The sequence below is a fragment of the Psychrobacter sp. P11F6 genome, assembly GCF_001435295.1.
Lineage (GTDB): Bacteria > Pseudomonadota > Gammaproteobacteria > Pseudomonadales > Moraxellaceae > Psychrobacter.
The window spans coordinates 2,154,407-2,171,386 of the sequence record NZ_CM003594.1 but is presented as its reverse complement, the minus strand read 5'-3'; the positions used below and the strand labels follow the sequence as shown (position 1 = coordinate 2,171,386).

The window sequence follows — 16,980 nt, the reverse complement described above, 5'->3', positions numbered from 1 at the left end:
TTTAATTCTAAAACCGAAAATATCAAATTTTTATCTGAACTCTCGAAATATAAACGCTATTTATGTCATATTTGACCATAATTATGTCATAAATGACAATACGGTAAGACGTTAAATTAGCTTAATATCGATTGATAACCAAATTTAATCAGTTAACGAGAATACTATGGCAGCAGATACGCTTATCAATGACTTTGAGTTACCGTTCCAATTATATGATGTATTGGGCACTGAAAATTTAACCAAGCATGCTAATTTTGCAGAGCATAGCCGCGAAACGTTTGACGCAGTACTGGATACGGCCAATAAAATTGCGACCCAGTTATTTTTGCCGCATAACCACGTAGCAGACAAGAATGAGCCACAGTTTGATGGCAAAAAAGTCAGCATGATAAGTGATGTAAAAGTCGCTTTTGATGCATTCCGTAAGTCAGGGTTTATCGCAGGTCGTTATAGTTTTGAAGATGGCGGAATGCAGTTGCCTGAGACAGTGATGACAGCCGTGGCAGGTTATTTTATGGCTGCCAATCCCTCAACCACTGCTTATCCATTTTTGACCACTGCTGCAATTAATGTCATCTCGCATTTTGCTAGTGATGAAATTAAAACTGCCTTTATGCCGCGAATGCTGACAGGTGAGTTCACCGGAACGATGGCATTAACAGAGCCACATGCAGGTTCGTCACTTGCTGATATCAAAACCACTGCAGTAAAACAAGATGATGGCTCATACCGCGTCAAAGGCAGCAAAATTTATATCTCAGGCGGCGATCACGAACTGTCTGACAATATCGTCCATCTCGTATTGGCCAAAGTGCCAGGTGGTCAAGGTGGGGTCAAAGGTATCTCTTTATTCGCCGTGCCCAAGTATCGCTTAAACGAGGATGCATCGGTGGGCGAGCGCAATGACGTACATTTAACAGGACTCATTCATAAGCTGGGCTATAGAGGCACGACGTCGACGGCATTGAGCTTTGGTGATGACGGCGAGTGTTATGGCTATCTAATTGGCGAAGAGCACTTTGGCTTGCGCTATATGTTTAAGATGATGAATGAGGCACGTATCGCTGTTGGTTTTGGTGCAGCGATGATTGGCTATCGTGGCTATCAGTATTCGCTAGATTACGCCAAAGATCGTACCCAAGGTCGCATCGCACCAAACAATAAGCCTGAAGATGCAGCGACTGCCATTATTCAACATGGCGATGTCAAGCGAATGCTGCTCGCGCAAAAGGCCTACTCTGAAGGTGGCATTTCATTATGTCTATATGGTTCAAACCTAATCGACCGTATCAACACTTGTGAAGACGAAACGCTAAAAAATGAGCTAACAGAGCTATTAGATTTGCTGACCCCAGTACTAAAAGCATGGCCGTCTGAGTATGGGCCGAAAGCCAATGATTTGGGTATCCAAGTATTGGGCGGGGCAGGCTATACGCGTGAGTATCAAGCCGAGCAGTTTTGGCGTGACAATCGTCTAAATCCTATTCATGAAGGCACAAATGGTGTGCAGGCGCTAGATTTGTCATTCCGTAAGTTATGGCAAAAAGGCGGTCTGGGCATTCAAATCCTAAAGCGTGAAATCACACAAGATTTGGAAAGCATCACTACACCTGAGAGCGCTCAATTGGCGGGTAAACTGATGCCTTATATGGGTCAGCTACATGAAGTATTAGTTCATTTAAGCAAAGTATTACAGACAGAGGAAGCATTAACGCTAACAGGTAATGCTCAAGCACTGATGAATATTTTTGCCTCAATTATACTGAGCTGGATTTGGATTCGCCAAGCCAGTAAAGCCGAGAAGCTACTGAGCACTACCCAAGATATTGAGCAGCAGAATTTCTACAAAGGCAAGATACAAGCGGCCAAATACTTCATCGATTGGGAATTACCATTAATCAAACGCGACATCGAATTATTAACCAATACCAACTCGGTTTGCACGGATATGCAAGCGGACTGGTTCTAAAAACAACTCTAAGGAAAGAGACATGACAACGATAAATAAACAATGGCGCTTAAAAGCAAGACCGGTAGGCGAGCCTAGTGCTGAGACTTGGGATTATACCGAGAAAGAAATCCCGACGATCACCGATGGTCAGCTACTGATTAAGGTTGAATATATCTCTATCGATCCGGCGATGCGTGGTTGGTTGAACGATGCCAAATCTTATATTGCACCGGTACAGATTGGTGACGTCATGCGCGCTGGTACGGTAGGCGAAGTGATAGAAAGTAAGCATGAGAAGTTTGCCGTTGGTGACTATGTCGCAGGTCACGATGGCGTGCAATCCTATGCCGTCAGTGATGGCGCCAATCTGTATAAAGTTGATCCAAAACTTGCACCATTGTCTTATTACTTGGGTGTACTCGGTATGCCGGGTATGACAGGGTATTTTGGTCTGCTAAAAACAGGTCAGCCAAAAGCGGGCGAGACCGTTGTTGTCTCTGGCGCTGCTGGCGCTGTCGGTAGTTTGGTTGGTCAAATCGCCAAGATTAAAGGCTGCCGTGTTGTCGGTATCGCAGGCGGTGCTGAGAAATGTAAATTCTTAGTCGATGAGCTTGGGTTCGATGCAACGATTGACTACAAAAACGAAGATGTGAAAAAAGCATTGAAAAAAACCTGTCCTGATGGCGTCGATGTGTATTTTGACAACGTAGGCGGTGATATCCTGAATGACGTGCTCACACAAATAAACCTGCATGCGCGTATCGTCATTTGCGGTGCGATTAGTCAGTATAACAACACCACAGAAGTCAAAGGCCCATCGAACTATTTATCATTATTGGTCAATCGTGCCCGCATGGAAGGCATCGTGGTATTCGATAATCTCAAAGAATATCCAGTCGCCATGAAAGACATCGCTGGCTGGATTCAGTCAGGTGATATGAAAGTAAAAGACCATATCGTTGAAGGCATCGAGACGTTCCCAGATACCTTAATGATGCTCTTTAACGGTGAAAACTTCGGCAAACTAGTACTTAAGGTAGAGGGATAGATCATGACACTGAATACAAACGGAATTGCATCAGATGTAACGGGTAAACGAATTTTAATCACGGGCGGCGCCTCTGGCATCGGTGCGGCTAGCGCGCTATTACTGGCAAGTCGCGGTGCGAAAGTCGTCATAGGCGATTTAGCAGAAGAGATGGGTGCTGCGGTTGCCAAGCAAGCTCAAGATGCTGGTGACAGTGTCGTCTTCAAAAAAGTAGATGTGACCAGCGGTGATGAAGTACGTGCGTTGTTCGACTTCGCAGTAGAAACGCTTGGCGGTCTAGATGTGGTGGTAAACAATGCTGGTATCGACCATAAGCCTTCGCCCATGCATGAGCTAAGCGATGATGACTTTGATCGCAATATCGCCGTGAATTTAAAAGGTGTTTGGCACTGTATGCGTGCTGCCGTCAACTGTATGCTACCTAATGGTGGTGGTCATGTGATTAACGTAGCGTCTATTGCTGGTCTGCGTTCAGCACCGATGATCTCAGCCTATAGCGCGGCTAAACATGGTGTTATGGGTCTAACCAAGTCTGCTGCCCATGAGTACGCGCGCGCCAATATTCGTTTTAACGCGGTCTGCCCAAGCTTCATCGATACGCCAATGGTACGCAATACCATGGCAACGATGGATGAGCGTACGCAGCAAGCAACGGTTAAGGCCAGTCCAATGCGCCGTTTGGGAGACGTTAACGAAGTGTCAGGCGCGATTGCTTGGCTGGCTAGTGATGAAAGCAGTTTTATGAATGGTCATGCGTTTACCCTTGATGGTGGCATGTTGGCTTAATAGTCAAATAACTGCTAAATCATTACGATGTTAGCCTCGCTCGATGTACTATGCGTACTATCTACGCTCAGCTGCCTTGTAATGGATTTGCAGTTTTTCGACTATAATTTATTAAGTGGTTACGATAAAAAATTGAAAACTGAATAGCTAATTCAAAATATAAGGAACAATGATGAAAGATTTATTTGATTTAACCGGTAAGGTCGCTTTGGTTACTGGCGCAAGCCGCGGTATTGGCGAATCTATTGCTCGTTTATTGGCATCCAGAGGCGCACATGTAATCGTCTCAAGCCGCAAAATCGATGCTTGCCAAGCAGTTGCTGATAGCATCATCGCAGATGGTCACAAAGCCAGTGCCTTTGCTTGCCACGTGGGCGAGATGGCACAGATTGATGCGATTTTTGAACATATTAAAAGCGAGTTTGGTCAAATCGATATCTTGGTCAATAACGCCGCAGCCAACCCATACTACGGCCATATCTTAGATACGGATTTAGCCGCTTTCGATAAGACGGTTGAGGTAAACATTCGTGGTTACTTCTTTATGTCGACGGCAGCTGGCAAAATGATGCGCGAGCAGGGCGGCGGCGTGATTTTAAATACCGCATCGGTCAATGGCTTGGTTGCAGGCGACAAGCAAGGCATCTACTCAATCACCAAAGCAGCGGTCATTAGCATGACTAAAGCTTTTGCCAAAGAATGTGGCCCACTCAATATCCGCGTCAATGCGTTGTTGCCAGGTTTAACAGATACCAAGTTTGCCTCTGCCTTGACGACCAATGATAAAGTCTTAAAAATGGCGCTACATGCTATTCCACTAGGACGTGTTGCGAATCCTGACGAGATGGCTGGCACAGTGTTGTATCTAGTGTCTGATGCATCAAGTTATACCACAGGCGCGACTATCGTTGTCGATGGTGGTATGTTGGCTTAGTTAGCCAGTCAGAAGACTTAGAATACCAGTTAAAGAAAGCATGACTATTAAGAACTGCATGAGATTAATTTTCATGCGGTTTTTTTGATTTTTTTTGATTGAATATCTAAGTAGCCTTAGTTTTGTGCTATAGGGTGAATCGCTAATTTTGAATGGGGATCAGCGATATAGTGGCATAATAAAGGTATTAACAGCTACTTGAATAATATGGGAATCAAGCATGAATTCAGTGACCAATCATAAAATAAATATAATCTCTCAAAATAAAACATGGCTATTCGTGCCAGCGACTCGCATTGATAGAGTAGCCAAAGCCTTTGCCAGTAATGCAGATGCTGTCATTTTAGATTTAGAAGATGCTGTGGCTCTAGAGGATAAAGACCAAGCCCGTGCAGCGTTACAACAATATCATGACAGTGCAGATTATCAGCCGATTTGGCTACGTATTAATAAAGCAGGGGGCGGAGAGTTTTTTAAAGACATCGTGCTTTGTCAGAAAATGCCTAATTTGGCTGGTGTGTTGTTAGCCAAAGCTGAACAAGCATCAGATATTGAGAGCGTGCACCAGCTTACTAATTTTTCTGTAATTGCCTTGATTGAGAATGCCATTGGATTGTATCAACTCGATAGTATGGCAAAAGCAGTTGGGTTAGCCGCGTTTAGTTATGGGTTTTTAGATTTATGCAATGATTTGCGGGTACAAGTAGGTACGCCTGCTGCGGATGTCATCGCCAATCAAATCCGCTATCAATTTATTCTGACTTCAAAAGTGCACCAATTGTCCCCACCGATTGATACTGTTTATCCTGATTTTAATGATGAGATAGGACTAAGCGCCCGAGTAAGTTTATGGTCACAGATGGGTATGTCAGGAATGCTGTGTATTCATCCCAAACAAGTAGCTGTCGTCCAGCAGGCATTAAAGCCGACTGACAAAGCATTGTCATTTGCTCAGCGTGTGGTCGAAGAGTATGAGCGCAGTGGACAGGCAGTGTTTGAGATAGATGGTCAAATGGTAGACGCGCCAGTGATTGAGCGTTGTCGCCAGCTATTAGGTTATTTATTGACGAAGTAGAAGGGGAGCAAATAATGGTTTATTATGCATCATACTTATTTATGATTTAAAAAGAGCTCTATGATTTTTATTAGTAACAGTATTAGCCTGAATGATAGTGATGTCGAGATTAGCGCCATACGCGCACAAGGCGCTGGTGGACAGAATGTCAATAAAGTGTCGTCTGCTATCCATCTGCGTTTTGATATTCATACCTCAAGCCTAAGTGATGAGCACAAACAGCGTTTATTGGACAGTAAAGACAGCCGAATCACCAAAGAAGGCGTGTTTGTGCTTAAAGCGCAGCAGTTTCGTACGCAAGAGCGGAATAAGATAGATGCCTTTGAGCGGCTGCAAAGCTTTATTATAAAAGCCACTCATGTCAATCAAACCAGAAAGCCGACTAAACCTAGCAGAAATGCTAAGCGTAAACGCGTGGATCAAAAGACCCAGCGCGGCAAAACAAAAGCCTTGCGCGGTAAAGTGAATTTTTAAATGGGTGGCTTATTTCTTATTTTTAAATGAACGAGAAAGCAAAATGCCCGCCCATTTAAGTGGCTGGCATTTTTTATGCTTATTTACTATCAAGTTTTTAGCTAACCAAGTCTTCTGCTTAATTCAGGAAAGCGCTTTATCATAAATAACATCAAGAGCAGCGACACACTGGCGATAGCGGCGCCGACATAGCCGACGCTTGATATTGAAATATGGGTCACTGCATAACCACCAAACAGCGCACCGGCGCCAATTCCTAAATTAATAATGCCTGAGAACATTGACATCAGCATGTCTTGTGCTGTGACATCGACCATGATGACTTTGGCTTGCATGGAGATAATCAGCAGCATAAGCGCCGCGCCCCACAGTAACGCAATCAAGCTGAGTGCCCAGATGGAGGTCACGGCAAACAATAGAACCAGCATAGAGATTAACATTAATATTATCGATATCAGCATCAATCTGGTATTAAAACGATCACCCCAGCGACTGAATATCACACTGCCCGCAATTCCTGCCACCCCAAACAATAGCAAGACAACAGTTGCGGCGTTTTCACTGATAGCGCCGACTTGACGCATAAAAGGTTCGATATAAGAATAAGCGGTATAGTGGGCGGTAAAGACCAGTAAAATGAGTAGATACAAACAGACCAATAAGGGGTTTCTAAGCAATTCTGGAATCTTTCTAAACGAGCCTTCAAACATACTTGGTAGCGTTGGCAATAGCCTTGCTTGTAGAATAAATACGATGAAAGCAATCACGCCAATACCACCAAATGTTGCTCGCCAGCCAAACCATTGACCGACCAAGCGCCCTAATGGCACGCCAAGTACCATCGCCAATGAAGTGCCGGTCGCAAGCACACTAAGTGCCAGTGCTTTTTTGCCTTCTGGTGCTACGCGTATCGCAATCGCCGCGGTGATTGACCAAAATATCGCGTGTGATAGCGCAATACCAACACGACTAATAAGCAATACATCAAAGCTCCAAGCAAATACGGACAATACATGACTGGCAATAAATACCACAAACAAGCCCAAAAGTAAGCTTTTGCGCTCAAAGCGGCTGGTGAGCAGCATCAATGGCAATGACATCGCCGCGACAATCCACGCATACAGCGTCAACATCCAGCCAGTTTCTGCTGTAGTGATGGAAAAATCTTGGGCAATGTCACTTAATAGGGCAACGGGGACAAATTCGGTGGTATTCATAATAAAGGCGCTGACGCCCATTAAGAATACTTGGAAATACTGAGTTCGGCGAGCATTTGCGCTCACCTCAAGGTTATGTTTCATATGATCCAATACAAATAAAGAAGGCGCTAATAGTGCAAATTAGCTGAAAAATAATTCATGAGTTTAAGAATAACGGCGGCATAGGTCGTAATGATGAAAAAGAGGAGGGCAAGATAGCAAATCAGTTGCGGTATGTGAGAGCCTATCATCAGACCCTACTATTTTATCAGCAATCGACGGTGTTTTTTGTAGGAAAGTCTTTAAAATTAGTGACCGAATAATTGGTTGAATGCTTAAGTAAATCCGATAATGACATCAGTGTCAGTTACATAGTGCTTATAGTGAGGTATCGCTATTTACGCTTGAGTATAGGTATGATGACGCCATAGGCTAGGAATGCCTGATAACGTGATTTTAAATAATCATTGATATTTTATTAAGATGGGATAAAAGAAAAACAATCTATGAAAACAGACACCAATAAACCATTAGCCTTTAGAAGATACCCTTCAACGACGGCGCTGCAATGTTTTGAGACCGCTGCCCGTCATTTAAGTTTTACCAATGCGGCGCAAGAGATGCACATGACCCAAAGCGCCATCAGTAAGCAAGTGGCGCAGTTGGAGGAGATGCTAAACCTGTCTTTGTTTTATCGGACGCCGCACCGGATTTCATTGACCCCTGCTGGCAAGTCATATTATCTTGAAGTGTTAGAGATTTTAAAACATATCGAGGTGGCAACCACCAATTTGATGTCGCATAGTAGTAATACTGAGCTGCTAAAAATTGTCTCGCATCCGACATTTTGTGCCCGTTGGTTGATTCCAGCACTCAGTGGCTTTAGTCAAAAATATCGGCTTATCAACCTAGATATCAAAGAGCTGGTAGGGCCGTTTTTTTCTGAAGACCAAAATGTTGATATTGCTTTTTTATATGGCGATGGCATGTGGGGCAATATGGAGGCCATAAAATTGTTCGATGAATATTGCGTTGCGGTCTGTCAGCCGCAGTATTTGCGAGATAAAACACTGAGTACCGAGTGTTTAGATGACTATGTCCTATTGCAAATAAGCTCGCGTTTAAGTGCGTGGTATGAGTACTTTAAGCAACAAGATATCAGCGTCGACGGCACCTTTGTAGGACCACGTTTTGAGACTTTTCATGCTTGCATCTCTGCCGCCTTACTGGGCTATGGTATAGCCTTGGTGCCGTTGCGTTTGGTTGAGCCTGAGCTACAATCAGGCGCTTTAGTCATGGCGTGGGATTATGCGGCAAAGGGTCGCGGCAGCTATTATGTGACTTATCCTGTTTCTTCGGGACAATCGCATAAGGTCAAAGCAGTTTTAGAATGGATTACGGCTTATTTAACAATCTCAGATCAGCGTGAAAAGGCGTTAGGGCTTGCTTTATAGTTTATATCTTATTATTGTATTCTACAAAGTTATCTGCTGTAAGAATTTAACAAGCTAAACAAAAAAACTGCCTTAATACGCAGTTTTTTTGTTTTTTAAAGGATTCGTTTAGGAAGTTGATTCACTGGTAATGACAAAAAGGAATGCCACCACAACTATTATTCGTTTGCTGCCGGAATGATGTTTTGTTGAAATGAGTCTAACTCAAGGAAGAGATAGAGATTCATCATGGACAAGTTTTATAACGTGACCGATGCCTTTACGATGGTGCATCCGCTCACGCTCGTCAAAGGCAAAAATGCCAGAGTTTGGGACAACAATGACCGCAGCTATATCGATTTTGTTGGCGGAATTGGTGTTTTAAACTTTGGTCATTGCCACCCTCACATCGTTGACGCCATCATTCATCAAGCCCAGTCGCTGATTCACTATGCCTACAATGCGGCAGCACATCAGCCTTATCAAACCTTTATGCCTCGATTGTGTGAGCTGGTGCCTATCAACGGCGAACTGGCAGGCATGCTGACTAACTGCGGTGCAGAAGCGACCGAAAATGCCATAAAAATCGCTCGTCTAAAGACAGGGCGCACAGGTGCCATTGCCTTTGATGGTGGCTTTCACGGGCGCACACTGGCTGCTGTCAATCTAAACGGTAAAGTTGCGCCTTATAAGCGCGGGCTTGGTGCATTAGGGAGCGGCGTTTATCATATTCCTTTTCCCAGTCCCGATAACAATATCAGCGACGAGCAAGCGATTGATGCGCTCCAGCGTTTATTTATGGTAGAAACCGATATCGACAATATCGGTGCCATTATCGTCGAACCTGTACAAGGGGAAGGCGGTTTTCAATTGCTGTCGCCCACCTTTGCGCAGTATCTACGTAAGTTTTGTGATGAGCATGGCATGTTACTTATCATGGACGAAATCCAATCCGGCTACGGCCGTACGGGCACGCCGTTTGCTTTTACCCATTTAGGGATTGAGCCTGACCTTATTTTACTTGGCAAAAGCATCGCAGGTGGCTTGCCCTTAGGCGCAGTTATAGGCAAGGCTAGTGTGGTCAATGGCCTACCCAAAGGCAGCTTGGGCGGCACTTATTCGGGCAATCCAGTTGCTTGCGCCGCTGCCAATGCCACGCTTGATATCATGCAAGCCGATGACGTTTGGCAGTCAGCCAAGCATTATGCCCAGACGATTGAGACGACCATCAGCCAATGGCAACAAGAAGGTATCTCACCTTGGTTATTTGGTCTTACGGGTATCGGTGCGATGCGCGGCATTGAGCTGCGTCATCCTGAGCATGATGTGCATCCGAGTGTGATGGCGCAAGTATTAACCAAAGCACGTGAGAAGGGATTGCTGCTGATGCCAAGTGGGCAATATCGCCATATCATTCGCTTATTACCGCCACTCACCATAGAACCTGACACCCTAAAAGAAGGGTTGGATATTCTAAAAGAGGTGCTCATCGCGCTTCCTGATGGATTGCCTGCCGCTTAATATTTAGGAGTGATTAAGAGTGATTAAGAGTGATTAAGAGTGATTAAGAGTGATTAAGAGTGCTTAGGATAGACAGCGCATCGTCATAACCAAATGCTCGAAATCAAATACTTATTATTAAGCTAAAAATTTATTAACTCTATTACAAGGATGTTTATTTGTGCAAAATAGTAGCGTCAGTCCAGATAAGGATTTTATCTGCAGCGATGATATCCGCCATCATTTCTCTATGGCAATGTCAGCGATGTACCAAGATGAGGTGCCGCTATACGGCGACTTGGTTGATTTGGTCAGTGATGTCAATGCCGAAGTATTAATCTCACATCCCGATATTAAATCACAACTGCTGCATACGGGTGAGATTGAACGTCTAAGCATGGAGCGTCACGGGGCGATTCGACTGGGTACCGCAGCAGAGCTGAGTATGATGCGCCGTCTTTTTGCCGTGATGGGTATGCACCCTGTCGGCTACTACGATTTAGCGCCTGCTGGCGTGCCGGTGCATTCAACAGTTTTTCGCGCACTTGACTCGCATTCATTGCATAAAAGCCCCTTTCGCGTTTTCACCTCGTTATTGCGTTTAGATTTGATTGCCGATGAAACCTTAAAACAAGAAGCCACGGCCACACTGGCGCAGCGTCAGATATTCACTACTGGCGTTATTGAGCTCATTGAGGTTTTTGAGGCGCAAGGTGGTTTAACTGCTGCGCAAGCAGAGCAATTTGTCCAAGAAGCGCTAGAGACATTTCGCTGGCATGATAAAACGCCGGTGGCAAAAGCGCTCTATCAGCGTCTATTAAATCAGCATCCGCTGGTCGCTGATGTGGTCGGCTTTAAGGGTCCACATATCAATCATTTAACGCCTCGAACCTTGGATATTGATGCGGTGCAACAAGGCATGCAAGCTCGCGGTATACCCTCAAAGGCCATCATCGAAGGGCCGCCACGTAGAGCGTGTCCTATCTTATTAAGGCAAACCAGTTTTAAAGCACTACAAGAAGCGGTTGGCTTTAAAGTTGCTGATACCTCAGACCCTAGCAATGGGGATTATGAGCAAGGGCACCATACCGCGCGCTTTGGAGAGATTGAACAACGCGGTGTGGCGTTAACGCAAAAGGGCCGCGCGCTTTATGATGAACTATTGGCCGCAGCTCGCCGCCAGCTTGGTGTTACCCCAAATGAGGACAATGCGGCTCAATACAATCAAATTTTAGCCGAAGTATTTACTGCTTTTCCTGATGATTATCAAACTCTACACGAAGAGGAGCTAGCGTATTTTTATTACCAGTTGACGGATAGCACCCTTGATTCTGAGGACGGTCAAGCGTTGTTGGCCGCGATCTTAACACGCGATGATTTGAATAAACTGCCTAATGCGAAGCTGACTGCTCTGATTAATGACGAGGTGCTTCGCATTGAACCCATCGTTTATGAGGATTTTTTGCCCGTCAGTGCCGCCGGTATCTTTCAATCAAATCTGCAAGAGGCGCAGCCAAGCCAATATGACGGTTACTCAAGCCAACAAAATTTTGAGCGTGATTTGGGGGCAGCCATTTATGATGAAATGGCATTGTATGAAGCGATGCAGGCGCAAAGCCTTGAGCAGTGCTTGTCCACCGTCAGTATTTAGTAAAATTTAGGCTAAAAATAGCCAGCTTATAGCCGACTTATTAGCACGTCATTCCAAAAAGGAATGGCTGCAAGAAATTTATTATTTTGCAACTTAGTAGGTAGCAGGGTAATTTTATAAGTCAGTCAAGGACGTAGTAAACCATTATACCAATATGCAAGGGATTGATTATGATTAAGCAATATATGTCTGCAATGGGCGTAGAAGAAGCACACTATCAAAATGGCGACTTTGAAGTCACCACCCCAATTGATGGCTCAGTTATCGGTAAAGTCACATTAGATACAGTCGCCGACGTCGATACTAAAATCCAAAATGCCAAACAAGCCTTTCAAGAATGGCGTGTCGTTCCTGCCCCTAAACGTGGTGAGTTGATTCGTCTGTTGGGTGAAGTACTGCGTGAGCACAAAGAAGACCTAGGTATCTTAGTATCGTTAGAGGCCGGAAAAATCAAAGAAGAAGGCCTTGGCGAAGTCCAAGAAATGATCGATATCTGTGACTTTGCCGTGGGCGTATCGCGTCAGCTTTATGGTCTAACCATCGCCTCAGAACGCCCAGGTCACCACATGCGTGAGACATGGCATCCACTCGGCGTCATCGGCGTCATCTCTGCCTTTAACTTCCCCGTTGCCGTTTGGTCTTGGAACACGGCGTTGGCCATCGTCTGTGGCAACCCTGTCATCTGGAAACCTTCAGAAAAAACCCCACTTGTCGCATTAGCGTGCCAAGCGTTATTTGAAAAAGCATTGGCAAAATTTGGTGAGGCACCAGCACATTTATCGCAAATCATATTGGGCAAAACTGATATCGGTAATGCCTTGGTTGAAAATAAAGACATCGCCTTGGTCAGTGCCACCGGCAGTACACGCATGGGCCGAGAAGTCGGGCCAAAAGTCGCTGAGCGTTTTGGTAAGTGTTTGCTTGAGCTTGGTGGTAATAACGCCATGATTTTGGCACCCACTGCCGATTTAGATTTGGCGCTCCGTGGCATTCTATTCTCAGCAGTAGGAACGGCAGGGCAGCGTTGTACCACCTTACGCCGTCTGTTTGTTCATGAGTCGGTCAAAGACGATATCTTACCGCGCGTTAAGTCTGCTTATGAGACGGTGAGCATCGGTCATCCGCTTGAAGGCAATTTGGTCGGTCCACTGATTGATGAAGACAGCTTTAATAACATGCAAGCGGCGTTAGAAAAAGCCCGCAATACTGGCGGTAAAGTCACAGGCGGAGAACGGGTGCTGATGGATAAATTCTCCGATGCTTATTATGTGACCCCTGCGATTGTTGAGCTTGATGAGCAAAATGACGTGGCACGTAGTGAGACGTTTGCGCCGATTTTATACGTCATGCCTTATAAAGAATTTGACGATGCGCTAGCGATGCAAAACGATGTGCCACAAGGGCTGTCATCTTGTATCTTTACCAATGACTTACGTGAAGCTGAAACTTTCCTCAGCGACCGCGGTAGTGATTGCGGTATCGCCAACGTCAACATCGGCACCAGTGGCGCTGAGATTGGCGGCGCATTCGGCGGCGAAAAAGAAACCGGCGGTGGTCGTGAGTCAGGTTCGGACGCATGGAAAGCCTATATGCGTCGTCAAACCAATACAGTCAACTACTCAACCGAGCTACCACTCGCGCAAGGCATCAACTTTGGCTAATAGTAGTTTGATTTGACGTGATGTGATGTGATGTGATGCTTGTTAAGTAGGCTCAGCGCTTATTTAGCAAGCCAATTATTAGCTATTTTGGTCGCCAATTATTAAGTATTTATTGTTTTAGTATGAAAGCCTGCGGAAGTGATGAATAAATATTCATGACTTCAAAAACAGGATTTTTTTACCCCCTTTTCAGTACTCTTTGCAGCGCTTTTTTAGCATTATCGGCAGCCATGGATTGGTTGTTTCCACTACTGTTATTTTTATGGCAGTAGTTTCCACTACTAAGGAAGGTAGGTGTCTTATGATGGATGATAAACCTTATGACGAAGCTAAAGATGGCTACGGTCCGTCTTCTAGTTTTTTATTAGATATTGCACCTCTGGTGTTGACTGCCATTATTCTGATGGTGCAGTTTTTCGTATTCAAAGATTTTACCCCTCACATTCCCTTAGCTTGCGGTATTTTAATCACTGGCTTGTTTATGAAGCTGCGTGGCCGTGACTGGGATGGCATGGAACAACGCTTTTTAAAGGTTGTCAAAATTGGTCTACCAGCCATGATTATCTTGATGGGCGTTGGTATGCTCATCGGCGCTTGGATTATCGCTGGTACGGTTCCCACGATTTTATACTATGGTTTTAGCGTTTTCTCTCCTTCATCATTCCTAGTCTCTGTCTGTATCATCTGTGCCATTATTTCTGTCGCTACAGGCACTTCGTGGGGCACGGTTGGTACGGTTGGTCTTGCCATGATGGGTATTGGGCTAGGATTGGGTATTCCGCCGTCACTAACGGGCGGTGCTATTGTTTCTGGCGCTTTTTTCGGTGACAAGATGTCTCCTTTATCGGACACCACCAACTTAACCCCAGCAGCGGCTGGTGTTGATCTTTGGGAGCACATCCGCGGTATGTTGCCAACCACGGTACCTGCCATGGTAACTGCATTGATTATCTATGCTTGGATTGGTATGGGTTACGGCGCAGAAAATGTCGATTTAACTTCAATTAAAGAAATTCAAACTTCGCTAGCGGCCAATTATAACTTGAGCATAATTACGTTATTACCGGCTGTTGTCGTTGTCATTGCAGCGGTGATGAAAATGCCAGCTATTCCAACAGTCTTATCTGGTGTGGTGGTCGCAGGATTGGTCGCGTTTTTTATGCAAGGCGTGGGTGTGCACGACATTTTTACTGTCCTACAAAATGGCTTTATCAGTGAAACGGGATTTGCTGTCGTGGATCAACTGCTGTCTAAAGGCGGCATCATGTCGATGACATGGGTTGTGACCTTGACCATCTTTGCTTTAGCATTCGTCGGCTCAATTGAGCATTACGGTACGCTAAAAGCCATCATGGCAAAAATTAATAAGATGGTGAAATCGAGATTTGGTTTAGTAATGACCACTTATGCCAGCACGCTTGGTGTTGGTACGCTCATCGGTGACGTCTATACCACACTGGTGTTGCCAGGTCGTTTATTAAAAGACAAATATCAAGAAATGGGCTACAAACGCACGACACTCACACGTTCTATTGAAGATACCGGAACCCTGTTATCTCCACTTATTCCTTGGAACATGGGCGGTAGTTTCGTCGCGGCAACACTAGGTATTGCGACCCTCACTTATGCACCATTCGCCTTTGCCTGTTGGTTATCACCGCTATTTGGTTTGTTATGGGTATTCTTAGACAAATTTATCCCCCGTGAAGAACCTATTGTTAATAACGACACAAACACGCTCTCCACTGTAGACAACGTGTAATTTAGAAGGAATATAAGATGTTGCAAGAGCAATGTTTGTGGAATATGACAGCCCCCATTATAGATACCTATAGCCAGATGAATAGCGATACTGCAGCGACTATCTGTGTTATAGGTGGCGGTTATACAGGGTTATCGGCGGCGATTCATTTGGCCGAAAAAGGCGTCAAAGTCATCCTTTTAGAGAGCCATACGATAGGTAGTGGCGGCTCTGGTAAAAGCGTAGGGCTAGTCAATGCAGGTACTTGGGCGCGCCCTGATGATTTGAGCGTCACTTTGGGTAAAGCATCAGGTGAGCGTCTGACTGAAGCACTGGGGCAAGCGCCAAGCTTAGTATTCGACTTAATCAAGCGTTATAATATCGATGCCCAAGCCACCCAATCTGGTAATATCCATATGGCACATAACGCTAAAGGTGAAGTCGATGTTGATATTAGATACGAGCAGCTCAGCCGCCGTGGTGCGAATGTTGAGGTATTAACCGGCAGCAAATGCCATGAGTATTGCGGGACGACAAGTATCAATAAAGCATTACTAGATCATCGGGCTGGTACGATAAATCCGCTGGCTTATGTCAGAGGACTCGCAAAAGTAGCAAAAGATCTTGGTGTTACTATCTATGAGCATTCTGCGGTTGAAGCATTAGAGAAGGTGGATGGCTATTGGTATACAAGGACGTCTAAAGCGCGCGTGAAATCTGAGCGCGTTATTATTGCGACCAACGCTTATACCGAAGGCGAGTGGACAGAAATCACAAAGACATTTTATCTGGTTTATTACTATCAGATTGCATCTGAGCCACTGAGTGGCGAGGCGGCAGATCGTATCTTACCTTACAAAACAGGAGCATGGGATACTCGTTTGGCCTTGTCTAGCTTTCGCCGTGATGACGACGATCGCCTATTATTGGGAACGGTGGGTGGTACACAGCTTAAACCAAAATCCTTTTATCAATCATGGGCCAATGCGGTGCAAAAGAGCTATTATCCAGATTTGCCAGCATTTAAGTGGCAGTATGAGTGGACTGGTAGTTTTGGCTTCACGCAAGATCATATTTTTCGAGTCATGGAGCCCGACGAGGGCTTGCTGACAGCAACGGCCTATAACGGTCGCGGCATTACCACAGGCACGCTAATGGGTAAGTGCTTTGCAGATTATATAATGACAGGTAATAGAGATAGTATTCCCTTACCATTTAAGACCTTAGAAGAGGCAAAAGTTTCTTTTGGCGGGATGAAATCTGGCTTTACTGAGTTGGGACTGACTTTATATCATGCAGGACAATGTCTAAAAATAATTAGATAGCTTTGTTGAGTCATCGTCTGATTTTTTCTACCGTTTTTAAATATAAAGGTATTCAGACTTTGACGGCGATAGAGAGACCGTAACAATCGTGTGATTACCAAAGCGTATTAATATCAGTATTTATTTTCTATTATCTGATATGCTATCATCTTTAAGTCATTATCGTGGGTTTAACAGTTTTGTCATTGCCAGCCATTAT

The 16,980-nt window shown here is 44.8% G+C and carries 13 protein-coding genes; 12 read left to right on the top strand and 1 reads right to left on the bottom strand.

The window, feature by feature from the left end:
* Positions 1–166: 166 nt before the first annotated feature.
* The 6 genes from AK822_RS08935 to arfB all read left to right on the top strand — a co-directional run bounded on the left by AK822_RS08935 (position 167) and on the right by arfB (position 6,271).
* Complete coding sequence (locus AK822_RS08935; protein WP_060491381.1) at positions 167–1,972, top strand: acyl-CoA dehydrogenase family protein; 1,806 nt, start codon at positions 167–169, stop codon at positions 1,970–1,972.
* Between the two features lie 22 nt (positions 1,973–1,994).
* Positions 1,995–3,002, top strand: coding sequence for an NADP-dependent oxidoreductase (locus AK822_RS08930; protein ID WP_060491380.1), 1,008 nt, complete (start codon positions 1,995–1,997; stop codon positions 3,000–3,002).
* A 3-nt stretch (positions 3,003–3,005) separates the two neighbouring features.
* Entirely contained in the window at positions 3,006–3,788 is a 783-nt protein-coding gene (locus AK822_RS08925; protein WP_060491379.1) for an SDR family NAD(P)-dependent oxidoreductase, read from the top strand.
* A gap of 169 nt (positions 3,789–3,957) precedes the next feature.
* Complete coding sequence (locus tag AK822_RS08920; RefSeq protein WP_201554126.1) at positions 3,958–4,722, top strand: SDR family oxidoreductase; 765 nt, start codon at positions 3,958–3,960, stop codon at positions 4,720–4,722.
* Between the two features lie 220 nt (positions 4,723–4,942).
* Positions 4,943–5,797, top strand: a complete 855-nt coding sequence (locus AK822_RS08915) for an HpcH/HpaI aldolase/citrate lyase family protein (RefSeq protein WP_060491377.1) — start codon at positions 4,943–4,945, stop codon at positions 5,795–5,797.
* A gap of 60 nt (positions 5,798–5,857) precedes the next feature.
* Positions 5,858–6,271 (top strand): alternative ribosome rescue aminoacyl-tRNA hydrolase ArfB, encoded by a 414-nt coding sequence (gene arfB, locus AK822_RS08910; RefSeq protein WP_060491376.1) that lies wholly within the window; start codon positions 5,858–5,860, stop codon positions 6,269–6,271.
* Positions 6,272–6,372: 101 nt separating this feature from the next.
* Here the strand turns inward: arfB and AK822_RS08905 are convergent, their stop codons facing one another.
* Complete coding sequence (locus tag AK822_RS08905; RefSeq protein ID WP_060491375.1) at positions 6,373–7,572, bottom strand: sugar transporter; 1,200 nt, start codon at positions 7,570–7,572, stop codon at positions 6,373–6,375.
* A gap of 404 nt (positions 7,573–7,976) precedes the next feature.
* Here AK822_RS08905 and AK822_RS08900 point away from each other — a divergent pair, with 404 nt between their 5' ends.
* From AK822_RS08900 to AK822_RS08875, 6 genes are all read left to right on the top strand, one after another.
* Positions 7,977–8,924, top strand: coding sequence for a LysR substrate-binding domain-containing protein (locus AK822_RS08900; RefSeq protein WP_060491374.1), 948 nt, complete (start codon positions 7,977–7,979; stop codon positions 8,922–8,924).
* Positions 8,925–9,152: 228 nt separating this feature from the next.
* The gene (locus tag AK822_RS08895) at positions 9,153–10,424 is read left to right on the top strand and encodes a 2-aminoadipate transaminase (RefSeq protein ID WP_060491373.1); all 1,272 of its coding nucleotides are present in this window, start codon (positions 9,153–9,155) and stop codon (positions 10,422–10,424) included.
* A 229-nt stretch (positions 10,425–10,653) separates the two neighbouring features.
* Entirely contained in the window at positions 10,654–12,054 is a 1,401-nt protein-coding gene (locus AK822_RS08890) for a 2-oxoadipate dioxygenase/decarboxylase HglS (protein WP_060492245.1), read from the top strand.
* Between the two features lie 170 nt (positions 12,055–12,224).
* Positions 12,225–13,715: an L-piperidine-6-carboxylate dehydrogenase gene (locus AK822_RS08885; RefSeq protein ID WP_060491372.1), complete on the top strand. Its 1,491-nt coding sequence runs from the start codon at positions 12,225–12,227 to the stop codon at positions 13,713–13,715.
* Between the two features lie 301 nt (positions 13,716–14,016).
* On the top strand, positions 14,017–15,477 hold the full coding sequence (nhaC, locus tag AK822_RS08880; protein WP_060491371.1) for a Na+/H+ antiporter NhaC: 1,461 nt from the start codon (positions 14,017–14,019) through the stop codon (positions 15,475–15,477).
* 17 nt (positions 15,478–15,494) lie between these two features.
* A complete protein-coding gene (locus AK822_RS08875; RefSeq protein WP_060491370.1) occupies positions 15,495–16,781 on the top strand; it encodes an L-pipecolate oxidase in 1,287 nt (428 codons plus the stop codon).
* The last annotated feature ends 199 nt before the right edge of the window (positions 16,782–16,980 follow it).